Below are 14,291 nucleotides of genomic sequence, written 5' to 3'. Positions count from 1 at the left end.
TATTATATCTCAAAAAAAAGAGAATCCAAAATGTTTGACTCTTTCAATCTTATTCTTCGTTAAGACGAAATTTCCAGCTAGCGAAGAAGAGACAGACTACGATCCACGATAGTACGATAATCATATTAGCTGGATTGGTCAGTACTGAGCCACCTTCGAGTACAACTGTCCGAAGCATTCGGAGTAATGGCGCAATCGGCAAAAACTGCACAATCGAGAAAAGCCATTTGGGCAGACCATCGATTGGGAAGAAAACACCGCCCAAGAACATCATCGGGATGGTGATCGCCATGGCCGCGCCCTGAGCGGCATCGGTCGTTTTGACGATAGAAGCGATAGCGAAACCAATAAGCTGGAACAATACACCTCCGAGAAGTGCCAGCGGGTAAATCACCCAGAAACTTCCATAAATATGAGCGTCGAAGACAAATTTCCCAACAAATAGGATGATTGTGATTTGCAGGAAATTGAGAACCAAATGGGAAAGAACTTCATTGACGATAAACCACCAAGGTTTCATCGGGGTCGTAGTCAATCTTTTGAATATCTTGTCTTCTCGATACTTTGACATACCGACGGCGATTCCCATTATCGAGGCGTTCATCAGAGATAGGCCAAGCAAACCAGCCAAAACAAAGTCGAAATATCCCAAACTCTTCTTGTTTGTCTTCTCCTCGATAACGGTGAAAGCAGTCTCTTCGATCTTGTTGATCTTGAAAGTGAGGCCGACATTAAATTTATCGAGAAAGCCAAGTAGCACGGTGTTGGTCGTTGTATTGGCCGGATCATCGATGACCTGCAATGTTTTTGGCGCAGAAGACGTTGGCGCTCCAAAATTTTCAGGGATTACCAAAACGGCAGCAATTTTTCCCTTTTCGACCTGCTCGCGAGCCTTGTCGATGTCAGTATAATCTTTGTTTATGACAAACAACTTTGTATCGGTCAGCGTTTGCTCCAGATTGGTAGCAATTTCCGTCTTTGAATTATTAATCACTATAATATTGCCAGTAGTAGAATCTTTGCCAAAGAAAAACCCAAAGATGAAGGTGAACATGAGGGGAAACATCAAGGCCCAGAACGAGGCTTGCTTGTTCCGAAATAACATTTTCAAATCTGGCAGAAAAAGTTTAAACATATTTACTCTTCGATATTCTTACCTGTTAACTCCACAAATAAGTCTTCAAGTGAAGCACGCCCCACTGTCAGCGACTCTGGATTTAATTTCTGAATTATATTGATCGATTTGTTGACTGCGTCTTGAGTTTTGAGATGCATTTCATAGTGATTCGACTTGCCGGCCAGATTCTCTAATTTTCCAAACTTGGCAATTTCATCTATTTCTTTGCCATCCGGCTTGCTCAAGATAAAGCTAATCTTGTAAGGAGTCTTGGTCGCTTCAATTAATTTGTGAGTCTCCCCCATTTTCAGAATCTTGCCTTTGTCCATAATAGCAATGCGATCGCAAAGAACCTCCGCCTCTTCCATATAGTGAGTTGTGATGATGATAGTCTTGCCCTGAGATTTTATTTTGACGATAATGTCCCACAGCCGTCGACGAGCGATCGGGTCAAGCCCGGTGGTCGGCTCGTCCAAGAAAACAATCTCGGGATCATTGACCAATGCAGCGACGATAGAAAATCTCTGTTTTTGCCCGCCAGAAAGATTTTTGACCAGAGAGTTTGCCTTGGCATCCAGATTTACCATTTTCAGGAGTTCCAAGGCAGGAATTGATTTTTGGTAAAATCCGCCAAAAAGCTCAAGTATTTCTTTGAGTGTTAGGAAATTGTAGTAAGCGGATGATTGGAGCTGAACACCAATTTTTTCTTTGATTTCATCTTTCATCCCATGACTCAGATCGGTTCCAAGCATCAGGATAGATCCAGAAGTCGGCTTGCGCAAACCTTCAATCATCTCCAACGTTGTAGTTTTGCCCGCTCCGTTTTCGCCGAGCAACCCAAAAATTTCGCCCTGTCGAACTTCGAAGCAGACACCATCAACGGCCTTTAGCCGACCGTAATTTTTCACCAAATTTTTGACTTCTATCGAATCCATAACAAAATTTTCTCCAGACAATATATTAGCATCAGTCTTCTCATATGTAAAATGGTCGGAGCGCCGGGACTCGAACCCGGAGTCTCGCGAACCCGAATCGCGTGCCCTACCAATTGGGCCACGCTCCGATATATTAAAAGTACAGATCCCGCTCGCCTTTTTCAAGTCTAGCCAGACGCTCCATCGTTTCTTCTCTGCGTTTTTTTGACGGAATCTTGTCCAAATATTCACGAATCAATTTCTCGCCTTTTTGCTTGGCCAGAGGTGAAGCATAATCCAGGAGATATTCCTTGAAGGTCAAAATTCCATTTGGCCGACAAAAATTGTGGATGTTGCCTGGCTTGGCGATTTCCATGAAACTCTCTCCCGTCCGAAGACTTCGGTAGCAGGCAGTGCAGAAAGATGGTAAAAGCCCCTGGTCGCAAAGGCTTATCACAATCTGATCCAAGGTTCTCGGGTCATGAGTGGTGAATTGGCCGCAACCATCATCTTTTGGGCTTTTAGTCACTGGTTTAGAATTTTCGTCATATCCACCCACTTCTACTCGGGAGCCTGCACTAGTCTGAGAAATACCAAGTTTAAACGCCTGCTCTCGAATTTCTGGCCGTTCTCGAGTCGAAATAATCATCCCGGTATATGGCACGGCTAATCGTAGTATTGCGACGATTTTCAGTAATTCATCCTCCGAAACAGGATATGGCGGCTTAAAGTCTACTCCTGGCGTTTCCTGAAAACGCGGTACTGAAATAGTATGCGGGCCGACGCCAAAAGTTTTGTCCATGTAAGCTGCATGAGAGACGAGAGCTAGAACTTCGTATCGCCAATCATAAAGACCGTATAACACGCCAATTCCCAAGTCATCTATCCCCGCCTCAAAAGCTTTGTTGTGAGCGAAAAGCTGTCTCTCATATTTGGCTTTTGGCCCATGATGTAATTTTTCGAAAGTGGGCCGATGATATGTTTCTTGGAAAAGTTGGTAGGTGCCAATCCCCGCTTCCTTCAGTTTGCGATAATTTTCTACTGTCGTGGCGGCAATATTTACATTCACTCTCCGAATCTCGCCGTTCTTCGATTTCGTTTTGTAAATTGTATTTATGGTGTCAACAACATAGTCAATTGGATTTTCGACGGGATGTTCGCCAAACTCGAGGAGCAGCCGTTTGTGTCCCATATCGACCAGGGCCTTTGTCTGTGACGCCACTTCTTCTAGAGATAATTTTCGCCTCGGCGAGTTGTTCCGGCAATGGAAATTGCAATATTCGCAGTCATTGACGCAAAAATCAGATATATATAGTGGAGCAAATAGGACTATCCGCTCGCCATAGATGTCCTGTTTGATCTTGTAGGCGAACTCAAAGATTTTCGCGATCAAGACCGGGTCAGTACAATTGCAAAGAGCGGCAACGTCTTCCAAACTTAAGCCCTTTTTCTTCGAAGCTTTCTTCAAAATCTTCAAAATAATTTCTTGGGTTGGATCTATAGTCCCAAGCAGAAGTTTATTAAAAAGCTCGTCGTCAACAATATCTTTGATGTTTTCTATAGTCATAACTCATAGGATAGATCAAAACTTCAAATATTAAAAGTAAGGTTGACTGGCAAAACAACCGATTTTGTGTTATAAAGATTCCATTGATTACTGCACAGAGCAGAATTTTTGAGGAGGTGGAAGCATGACCACCGAATTTTCCTTTCATATCTCAGCTCTGGGAAAACCGTTACTTCCCTTCCAGAGCCCGCCAACCTTCGAATACAAGGGTAAAATACGACTGATCGAAAACCGCGTCTTTGGTGAGGGCGTCTTCACCCAGGGCGGCTGCTCCAGAGATTTCCATATTGTGGGCTCGTCAGAGAACTATCTGGCGATCGGCCAATTTTGGCCGACATGCGGTGCCTATGGCGCAATTCTGGGCTTCAGATTGGAAGAAAAGAACAACGCCTGGGAAATGATCCCGCAGCAAGACTTCGGTCTTACTTATACGGAAATACTCTTGACCCCAGAACCCATGGCCGACCAAGAATAGTCGGCCATTTTTTATTTCTTGACTTTTTTATCGGAAAAGCGTAAATTCATCTCAATGATCACATTCGCACAAAACCTACTAGTCCTACTACTTACCCATTCCGGCAAGTGATTTTGGACTACTAGAGAATATAGCGAATAATCACCAGCCGGATACGAGCAGGTGATTTTTTGTTATATGAGAATGAAAATTTGGAGGACAATTCAATGACGATCCCCGCCCCCGTCCAGGACATCCTGGCAATTCTAAACCAAAGCGGGTCAAGCTTTCCTTTCGAGTATGGTAAGCCAGCTTACATTCATCTCGAATTCAGAGTAGTAATCCGCAAGCGTGCCAACAAGGTACGCACATCTATCCAATTTCTTTGGCCCACAGACTCCTGGACCAAGAGGTGGCCATCAGAGGCATGGTCAGAAACGCACATTGCAAGATACGTCTTCGGGATATGCAAACAGCATATAGCGCCGACGATTGCCAACAACGGATCAGCAAGCATCTGCTTTAAGCTCTCGGTCTATTCGAAGACAATCTATGTCGGTCAAAGGAGATCCCACTCCAATGACAATTTCGGGAAAAAGGGCAGCACATCCCTTTGAGCCCGACCAATCCAAGCGGCCGCTACACATCGGCCGCTTTTTATTTTGCCTAGAAATCATGTCTCAAATCTGGTATTGTTTTAAATTGTTCAGGGTGTAGCGCAGTTGGTAGCGCGCCGGGCTGGGGGTCCGGAGGCCGCGGGTTCAAGTCCCGCCTCCCTGACCAAAAATATACTCGTCATGGATGAGTATATTTTTGTTTGATAATATTTCTGTTTACAGCTAAAATATTAGTATGAAAATAATATTAGGAACCGAATCGTTCTCTCCCAATATTTCTGGTGTTGCTGTTGCGACCGAAATTCTAGCTAATAATTTACTGAAATCTGGCCATGAGCCAATAGTCCTCTGCCCCAGTCGCACCGGCGAAACCTCTGTTGACAAGAGCTTCCCATACAAAGTGATCCGCTTGAAATCGATTGTGAATCCTTTCCGCAAAGGCTTTCGCATCACTTCTGCTTCGAAGAATGAAATTAGGCGTCAAATTGAATCGATCCAGCCAGATTTGATCCATCTCCAAGACGTCGCCACCATTGGCATAATGCTTCGAGACGTCGGAAATGAAAAGAACATTCCTGTCGTCATCACCAATCATTTTAGTCTCGAATTTGCTATCGCATATGTCAAACTCAAGATATTGAAGCCTTTTTCCAAATTTCTGCTGACAAGGTATTTAGTATCTTTTCACAACCGTTGCGATCTAGTCCTCACGCCGACCGAGACTATCGCCAAACAAATCCGCTCTTGGGGAGTCAAGACTCCAGTGGTGGCGATTTCAAACGGAATATTTTACGATCGTTTCGCCAGGAAATTTCCGCAGAAAAAAATTAATGACTTCAAGATCAAATATCATTTGCCCAATAATCCAATCGTACTCTACACAGGCAGAATTGATCAGGACAAAAGTATCGATGTTATTGTCAGGGCAATTCCTGATGTCGTCAAGGATACCACCGCTCATTTCGTCTTCGCCGGTACGGGGGATCTTATCTCTGAAATGGAGAAATTGGCTGAGGATCTAAGTGTCAGGAAGGACTTAACTATGCTGGGGCGCCTCGACCATGATTCCGACGATTTTGTCGCTCTCTACAAGTCAGCGACGGTTTTCGCTATTGCTTCAACTATTGAAACTCAAAGTCTGGTCACCCTTGAAGCTATGTCCGCAGGACTTCCTATAGTAGCCGTCAAAGCCAATGCCCTCCCAGAGCTAGTCAAGGACGAAGTCAACGGTTTCTTGTTCAAAACTGACGATTCAAAAGATTTGGCCAAGGGACTTGTCGAAATCATCAGACACAAGAGACAAGCTGAAGTAATGGGCCGACACTCGATGCAAATCGCTTCACAGCATGAGATCACCAAGACCTTCCATGAGTTACTTGATATTTACCGTGAGCTGATTGAATCCAAACAAAAAAGAGGCTCTGCTTCGGTTTAAATTGGTCTTTATAACCAAGTGGGTTACCTCACGTTCTGACCACGGTCAGAACAAATATTGGAAACCCTATGCGATCTAATTGATGGCCAATTTATCGCCTAAGCAAAACCTCACTTAGATTTTATCATTAAATAATATTATTTTTAAATACCCCTTTGGTTGAAGATATCCACCGAAAAAGGTAAAATAAAAGAATAAATGGACAAACTTCCGGTAGTTCAATCTGCCCTTATCACCAGCAGGAATAGATCGGAGAATAGGGGGCTTATCTGTGAAAAGATCGGCTCTGATTTTGATGGCGGTAATTTTCTTTTTTATTTAATCGACCTACCTTTCTCCCAGCCAGAAGATGAGGCTTTCTTGGAGAAGCTGAACCAGGTCATCATGGATGAGGTCTCCGACAAAGAAAGTTTTCAGCCCAAAGATTTCGATGATATTTTATCAGCCTTGAACAACGCCATCTGCAAAGAAGCAGAGCAAACGGATCTAAAATCGATTTTCTCCCTCAATATGCTAATTGGGATAGTCTCGGGGCGAGACATATTACTCTCACAAACTGGCAAAATAGTCGGCTATATTTTCAGAAATAATCGTATCTCCTCCCTGATCAACCAAGAGGATAGTGAGGCGCCAACTCATCCAGGCAAAATATTTTCCGACATCGTTTCTGGAGATCTCTCGAGCGACGACCGCCTTATCTTCGCAACCAAAGATACCTATGGTCACCTCCCCCTTAGCAATCTCAAAGAGGTCATCAAGCTCCACGATCCCGCCAAAGAAGTGATGGGAATCTCTGGAATACTGAGAAAATCACGAGTCAAATCGGTCGGCGCCATCGTCATTTTTGCAGACAACAAGGATGAGGGTTTTGCCTATCTCGATGAAAACTTGCAGTGCGTCTTTACTGATGACGACGATCCAGTTGTGAAAAATATTAAATCGAAATTTTCAGAAGCCAGAGAAAAAAGTCGGGTCGGCGCCCTGGTAGCCGGGAAGAGTTCGCTCAAATTCCTGAAGCAACTTTTGCATCAATGCCGCAAGCAGGTCTGGCCCAAGATATTACAATACGTTCGGAAAAATTTGCCCAAGGCCGTCGACCAAGTCATGAAGGCAAAAGCTGGAATTAGCAAAAATTTCAAGTCTCTCGAAGAGTCAGAGAATTACAAGAAGATCAAAATCAAGGCTGTCGCCTACGCCAAGCATGGCCCCAGCAAATCTTTCTTTGGACAAATCGCTTTTTTCTGCCAAAATTGCTTTGGCCACATCGACAAAGTCGGGATCGTCCTTGAGAAGAACAATAGGAAATACCTGTATATTTTCCTGATACTGGTCGCCCTTTCGACTGGATATTTCAAGATCTCAGAGAACAATGAGAAGCGCGAAGCCAAGATTTCCCAGGTTCGACTTGACGGTTCATATGACCAGGCCAAAACAGATTTTGAAAATTTCAAGAACGATTTAGCCCTCCACAAATCAGTCGATTACAAGAAAATCTTCGAGATTTTGAGTACCGCCGAAAACGCCCGATCTTCAAGCGTCAACGGTGAAAAAGCTCTCATCCTGGTCAAAAATATCAACGAGTTTATCGATGACAAGACCAATACAGTCCGTTACTATACGAGCCCCTTTGCTGCAGAAAAAAATATTACAAAAATCGCTCTGGTCGGATCGCAAATCTATGGCATCAGCAACGAGGGAATAATTTCCCTCTCCGACGCCAGAGACAAATCATCAAAACCTGTGGCAACTATTAGCGGCATGGGGCAACCGATCAATCTGACATTTTCAAAACAAGAAAATACTATTCTGGTCTTGACTGACCAACAAAAAGTCTTGTCCATGACATTAGACAGCAATACCATCTCAGAGTTCAAAGTCACTGATGACCTGGGCGCGTGGGAAAGGTCGGCTGCGATCACAACGTATGCTACAAATATCTACCTCCTCGATTCCGAGACTGGCCAAGTCTGGAAACACACCAAGAAGGACGACGGTTTTGCCAAGGGCTCGAAGTACGCCGATACCAGAAAAATATCGCTAATTGAAGCCAAAGATATGGCAGTTGACGGCAACATCTTCGTCCTGGAGAAAGGGAACCGCGTCGCAAAGTTTGTCCGTGGAAGCCTAGAACAAGATTTCGCCCTGAGAGATATTCCAAGCCTGATAGATCAGGACAAGATATTAGCGACCAAGATATACACTGATGATGAGACGAGTAACCTCTTCGTCTTTGATTCAAATGCAGGCAAAATCCTCAGATTCGACAAAGCTGGAAACTTCCAGAATCAATATGTTTTTGACGGCGTGAAATTGCAAGATTTCGTCGTGAACACCAAACTCCAAAAGATATGGGGACTAGGAGACAACAAAATATACGAAGGTAGCCTCTAGCCACTTCATAAATTTATAGTTCTACATCTTCTCTGGGGCCTTGATGCCGCAGATTTTTAGAGTATTGGCCAGAATATTTTTGGTCGCGATTATCAGGGACAAGCGAGCTGATACAAGCTCTTTTGATCCTGCATCAATTACACTGCATGAGTTATAAAAATCATGAAAGAGAGCGGCGATTTTGTAAGCGAAGTGGGGGAGTCGTTGAGTTTGAAAATCAACAAGAGTTTCCTCGACGATTTCTGGGAATTTTACCAGCTCTTTATAGAGGGCGATTTCTTTTTCGTCTTTTAATAATGAAAGATCTCCTCGCTCCTGATCGCTTACCTGCCCCGCGAAGCCTTGGCGAAGTGGGGTCCCCTGTTCCTCAATTTTCTTGAGAATTGAACAAATTCGAGCGTGAGCATATTTAATATAGTAGACAGGATTCTTCTCTGATTTTTCGGCTGCTAGTTCAATATCGAAATCCATCGGCGTATTAGCGTTTTGAGAAAGAATAAAATATTTGAAGGCGTCTGCCTCTACCCCCGCCTCAATCACAGCGCGCAAGGTAACGAAATTGCCCAATCTTTTGCCCATGCTCGAAGCCACGCCCGATTTCTTCAATCTGACATATTGGTATAGAACAATTTCTAGCGTCTCATCAGGACACCCGAGAGCTCTAAGCGCAGCCTTCATCCGAGGTATATGACCGAAATGATTAGCCCCCCAGATATCAAAAAGTTTGTCAGCACCCCTATCAATCTTATCCAAATGATATGCGATATCATTGGCAAAATATGTGAGAGATTTCTCTTCGTCGCTCTTAGCCAATACAGCGTCATTGTCCATAAGGTCTGGGTCTTCTGGATTCTTGAACCAGACAGCACCATCCTTCTCAGCAACAAAACCTTTTTCTTTTAGGCGATCAATCACTATCTTTGATTTTCCAGAATTTATAATCTTGCTTTCGTATGAAAAAGTATGAATGTTAATTCCAGCTAGTTCTAAGTCTGACTTAATATTTGCGACCATAACATTCAGACCTTTTCTAGCAAAAAAATCGATTTTCTCCTGATCATTATCTAGGTGAGCAATTTCATCTCCAAATTCTTTTTGAATTTTCTCTGACGTCTCCTGAATATACTCTCCAGGATAGCCACCTTCTGGGAATTCTATTTTAGGATCAGACTTGATGGCGCACCAGTGGAATAATGATTTCCCAAATCGTCCGATCTGCACCCCGATATCATTTACATAGAATTCTTTGGTGACGCCATAGCTGTTAAATTCAAAAAGATTAGCCACCGCTTCACCAATCGGGCCGCTACGAGCATTGCCGATATGCAAAGGGCCAGTTGGGTTTGCCGAAACATATTCGACGTTGATAGTTTTGCCTTTGCCAATTTCCGACGATCCGTACTTACTCCCCTCTTCCAAGATTTTGGAGAGCTCTTCAGTATAAAGATCACTCTTTAAGGCGATATTGATAAAGCCTGGTCCAGCAATCTCAACACTTTCAATTTCTGGATCTTTCGATAATTCTGACTGAATCTTTTGGGCGATTTCGCGGGGATTTTTCTTCTCGAGGCCAGACGCAACCATCGCGACGTTGGTCGAATAGTCCCCCATTTCGCGACTTGGAGGCTCATCTACAGAATAGCCAGGCAAATTAAAACCAAGTGATTTTAGGGCTAGATCAATTTTTGCTTTTACAATATTTCTCATTACTTTATCTTGAAGAAATTCTTTTTGCCGATTTGAATTATCATGCCTTTATCGATCGCAATTTGTGCAGTCGGATCAGTAATCTTGGCCTCATCTATCCTGACTCCGCCCTGCTCGACCAGTCTTCTAGCGTCAGAGTTTGATGAAACGCTGCCGAGTAAAGTTAGTATGGTCAAAATATTATAATTTCCATATTCAATCTTTGCCTCAGGAATATCTGTCGGAAGCTCCTTCCTCGAAAATACTTTCTCGAATTCTAAGGCAGCTGCCTCGGCATCTTTGCCGCTATAATAGATAGAGACAATCTCTTTGGCCAACTGGATTTTGATATCTCGAGGATTCTTGCCCTCTCTTAACTCGTCCTTGATCTTTTCGATCTCATTTTCCGATATCTTTGTGGCCAATTCGAAATATTCGATAATCGCGCTATCCGGGATAGACATTATCTTGCCAAAAATCTGATCTGGCTGCTCAGTAATTCCAATGTAGTTGTCTGCTGATTTGCTCATCTTGATCTTGCCGTCCAGTCCGACCAAAAGCTTAAACATTACGACATCCTGAGGCAATTGATTCATCTTCTTCTGCAAATCCCTGCCGGCTAGCATATTAAATTTCTGATCGCCGCCGCCAAATTCGACATCAGCCATAAGTATGACAGAATCATACGCCTGCATCACTGGGTAGAGCGTCTCATGAAGTCCAATATCATGGCCTTCTTTTAATCTTTTCTCGAAGTCATCGCGCTCAATGATTTGAGCCACCGTAAATTTACCAGCTATTTGCAAAAGATCGTTAAAGGACAATTTATCAAACCACTCTGAATTGTATCTGATCTCGGTTTTGCCCATATCTAAAATCCTGCCAGCTTGATCGAAGTAAGTTGCGGCGTTCTTCTTGATCTCGGCGTCATCTAACACCGGCCTGGTAGCATTGCGACCGGACGGGTCGCCAATCTTGGTAGTGTAGTCGCCGATCAAGAAAATAATGGTATGGCCTTCATCCTGAAGCTTTCGAAGTCTCCACATCACTGAGGCATGGCCCAGGTGGATATCTGGTTTGGTTGGATCGACTCCATATTTGATACGAAGTTTCTTGCCCGCTTTTAGCTTCTCACGAAAAGACGCCTCGGTAATGATCTCTGTTACGCCACGATCAAAAAATTCTTCGTCTGCCATATTATTTCCTTATTTTACAAGCACGATTCATTTACAGAATATCAATATGGACGTATAATGTAAAGAAAGAGGAATATGAAATTAAACACAATCGCTAGCACAATGGTCAACAAAATGAAGAACGTATTCAAATGCCTGTTCAAGTCAAAGGTAAAGAGAGAGTTGCCGAAGAAGAAAAAACATTTTTGGCATTCTTTTTGGACGTGGACGATCTATTCTGTACTCGGCATAATTTTGGTTATCGCCCTTCTTTTCGCTTGGTTTTCGAAGGATTTGCCCACTCCATCTAAAATTGCTGGTCGCAAGCCAACTGTCTCGACCAAAATTTATGACAAAACCGGGAAAATGCTACTTTACGAAACCGGCGACCAGAAAAGAACCATCGTCCCAAGCGACCAAATGTCTCAATATCTCAAAGACGCCACCATATCCGTAGAAGACGCTAATTTTTATCAGCACCATGGTATCAGATTCAGCAGTATCTTGAGCGCGGTAGTAGATAAGATGCTCGGTCGTACTGCAGTTCTTCGTGGAGGCTCAACCATCACTCAGCAATATGTCAAAACCGCCCTTCTCACTTCTGACCGCTCTATCGCCCGAAAAATCAAAGAGGCTATTCTGGCAGTCGAGCTAGAATTCATGTTCGACAAAGATCAGATTCTAACCATGTATCTCAACGAAATTCCTTATGGTAACAACACGGCAGGGGCCGAGGCAGCCGCCAAGATGTATTATGCGCTTCCAGCCAAAGACCTCTCCCTGGCACAAGCCGCCACTTTGGCTGCCATTCCAAACGCGCCAACTTACTATTCTCCATATGGCACACACGTCGAGAAACTAGTTAATCGTCGAAACTATGTTCTGGATCGAATGGCCGAAAACGGCAAAATTACGAAAGAACAAGCCGACGAAGCCAAGAAAGTAGACACTACCACTCTGAATGTTGCAGTCAAGCCCAGACATGACTCGATGTTAGCTCCTCATTTCGCCATGTACGTCCTGGAGCAAATCGTCGACGAATACGGCGAGGACAAAATCAACAAAGAGGGGCTGAATATTGTCACGACTTTGGATTATGACAAGCAAATCATGGCCGAACAAGCCGTCAAGGACGGAGTGCCGAAAAACGATAAATACGGAGCCAAAAATGCGGCCCTGGTATCAGTAGACCCCAAAACTGGTCAGGTACTGGCCATGGTTGGGTCAAAGGATTATTTTGATACCTCGATCGATGGCCAGGTAAACGTGGCTGATTCGTTGCGCCAGCCAGGCTCATCATTTAAGCCTTTCGCTTATGCCACTGCATTCAAAAGCGCTGATTATTCCCCATCCAAAATTATCTACGACATGGAAACAAATTTTGGTGGCAACCCACCCTACATCCCCCACAACTACAACAATCGCACCAACGGGCCGATCACAATGCGACAAGCACTCTCAAATTCTCTGAATATTCCAGCTGTCAAAGTTCTTTCGCTCGCCGGGATCGATAATGTCCTTCGGACTGCCTCCGATATGGGCATTACAACTCTGACAAATCGGCAAGATTATGGCCTTTCCCTCGTTCTTGGAGCCGGCGAAGTCAAACCGGTAGAAATGGCTGGGGCCTTCTCCGTCTTCGCAACCGGCGGCGTCAAGCATGATCTGATGTCAGTTTTGAAAATCACAGACTCTAGCAACAAAGTTCTGTACGAATACAAACCCGAGAGAAACACCGGAAATCAGGTGCTGGATCCTCAAATTGCCTACGAGATGTCCAGTATTCTTTCGGATAACGACGCCAGAAGCCTGGTCTTTGGCACTCGCTCCTCACTCTATTTCCCTGACCGAACCGTTGCCGCCAAAACCGGAACCACTTCAAGCTTCAAAGATGCTTGGACCGTCGGTTTTACCCCTTCACTTGCGACTGCAATTTGGGTTGGTAACAGCAACGGGGTTGCGATGAAAAACGGAGCCGACGGCTCGGTCTTGGCCGGTCCAATATTTCACAACTATATGGTCAAAGCGCTTGATGGCACTCCAAACGAAGAGTTCGCCAAACCGGCTGGCATCCAAACGGTGACAGTCGAGAGATGGTCCAACAAAGTACCGACTCAGTATTCATCCGAAACTACAACTGATATCTTCGCAGCTTGGCAAATACCGACAGACAAGGATAATGTTCACCAGGTCTTGAATCTCTGCAAGGGTACTGACAAATTGGCTCCAGCCAACGCTCCTGCCGAACTAATCGATACTCGGACTATTACTGTCGTTCATTCTGAACGCCCTGACAATCCAAATTGGGAAAACCCAGTTCGCGATTGGGCCACAGCAAACGGCATGTTCGGAAGCGCCCCGACTGAAATCTGTGACGCTGCGACTTTGCTTCCCAAGATTAGCTTCTCTTCCCCGTCTAATGGCACAACGGTTTCTGGGCTCGCCGATATCAGTGTTTCAGCAGAGTCGCCAAGCGGGGTCAAAAATGTCGAATATTTCTTGGATGGAGTTTCAATCGGCGTCTCAAGCACATCTCCATACTCGATTCAGTATGACTTCAAGAATTTAGAGGCTCGATTATATGCTTTGACCGCCAGGATTACCGACAATAACAATGTGACCGCTTCGACCGATATCCAAGTTGCCGTCGTCCTCGCTAACGGGTCGACCGTTACGGGCGTCACAGTGAAGGATGGAGTAGCCGGCTCGGTCGATATTTCCTGGGATACTACAGACCAGAGCTATGGCTCTATCACCTATTACGCTACGGGAGTAAGCTCCCAAACTTCGGCAAATTCGAGTGTAGGCTTAACCCACAAAATCACCCTATCGGATTTAGTTTCAGCCAAGACGTATTCATACACCATCACCAGCAACTCAAGCGGTAGCAACCCAAGCACTTACACGAACACTTTTCTAGCACCGTAGTCAGAAG

General features: G+C 44.4%; 10 protein-coding genes and 2 tRNA genes. 6 read left to right on the top strand and 6 right to left on the bottom strand.

What is annotated here, in order from left to right:
- Positions 1-49 precede the first annotated feature (49 nt).
- The 4 genes from WC227_02155 to hydG all read right to left on the bottom strand — a co-directional run bounded on the left by WC227_02155 (position 50) and on the right by hydG (position 3,598).
- Positions 50-1,135: an ABC transporter permease gene (locus WC227_02155; protein MFA6963495.1), complete on the bottom strand. Its 1,086-nt coding sequence runs from the start codon at positions 1,133-1,135 to the stop codon at positions 50-52.
- A gap of 2 nt (positions 1,136-1,137) precedes the next feature.
- Entirely contained in the window at positions 1,138-2,052 is a 915-nt protein-coding gene (locus WC227_02150; GenBank protein ID MFA6963494.1) for an ABC transporter ATP-binding protein, read from the bottom strand.
- A 52-nt stretch (positions 2,053-2,104) separates the two neighbouring features.
- Positions 2,105-2,180, bottom strand: a tRNA-Pro gene (locus tag WC227_02145).
- A 5-nt stretch (positions 2,181-2,185) separates the two neighbouring features.
- Complete coding sequence (gene hydG / locus WC227_02140; protein ID MFA6963493.1) at positions 2,186-3,598, bottom strand: [FeFe] hydrogenase H-cluster radical SAM maturase HydG; 1,413 nt, start codon at positions 3,596-3,598, stop codon at positions 2,186-2,188.
- Between the two features lie 124 nt (positions 3,599-3,722).
- Between hydG and WC227_02135 the strand changes: the two genes are divergently transcribed.
- The 5 genes from WC227_02135 to WC227_02115 all read left to right on the top strand — a co-directional run bounded on the left by WC227_02135 (position 3,723) and on the right by WC227_02115 (position 8,495).
- Positions 3,723-4,073, top strand: coding sequence for a hypothetical protein (locus WC227_02135; GenBank protein ID MFA6963492.1), 351 nt, complete (start codon positions 3,723-3,725; stop codon positions 4,071-4,073).
- A 206-nt stretch (positions 4,074-4,279) separates the two neighbouring features.
- Positions 4,280-4,669, top strand: coding sequence for a hypothetical protein (locus WC227_02130; protein ID MFA6963491.1), 390 nt, complete (start codon positions 4,280-4,282; stop codon positions 4,667-4,669).
- 90 nt (positions 4,670-4,759) lie between these two features.
- Positions 4,760-4,835, top strand: a tRNA-Pro gene (locus tag WC227_02125).
- Positions 4,836-4,904: 69 nt separating this feature from the next.
- Positions 4,905-6,104, top strand: coding sequence for a glycosyltransferase (locus WC227_02120; protein ID MFA6963490.1), 1,200 nt, complete (start codon positions 4,905-4,907; stop codon positions 6,102-6,104).
- Between the two features lie 198 nt (positions 6,105-6,302).
- Positions 6,303-8,495 carry a hypothetical protein gene (locus WC227_02115; protein MFA6963489.1) on the top strand — a complete coding sequence of 731 codons (2,193 nt, stop codon included), beginning with the start codon at positions 6,303-6,305 and terminating at the stop codon, positions 8,493-8,495.
- 21 nt (positions 8,496-8,516) lie between these two features.
- Here WC227_02115 and argS read toward each other — a convergent pair whose 3' ends face one another.
- Positions 8,517-10,202: an arginine--tRNA ligase gene (argS, locus tag WC227_02110; protein ID MFA6963488.1), complete on the bottom strand. Its 1,686-nt coding sequence runs from the start codon at positions 10,200-10,202 to the stop codon at positions 8,517-8,519.
- Complete coding sequence (gene tyrS, locus WC227_02105) at positions 10,202-11,377, bottom strand: tyrosine--tRNA ligase (GenBank protein ID MFA6963487.1); 1,176 nt, start codon at positions 11,375-11,377, stop codon at positions 10,202-10,204. Before tyrS ends, argS begins: the two co-directional genes overlap by 1 nt.
- A 75-nt stretch (positions 11,378-11,452) precedes the next feature.
- Here tyrS and WC227_02100 point away from each other — a divergent pair, with 75 nt between their 5' ends.
- Positions 11,453-14,284, top strand: a complete 2,832-nt coding sequence (locus WC227_02100) for a PBP1A family penicillin-binding protein (protein ID MFA6963486.1) — start codon at positions 11,453-11,455, stop codon at positions 14,282-14,284.
- Positions 14,285-14,291 lie beyond the last annotated feature (7 nt).

The sequence above is a fragment of the Patescibacteria group bacterium genome, from assembly GCA_041671645.1.
Taxonomy (GTDB): domain Bacteria; phylum Patescibacteriota; class UBA1384; order XYA2-FULL-43-10; family 1-14-0-10-43-13; genus JBAZBD01.
This window is presented reverse-complemented; position numbering and strand designations above follow the sequence as displayed.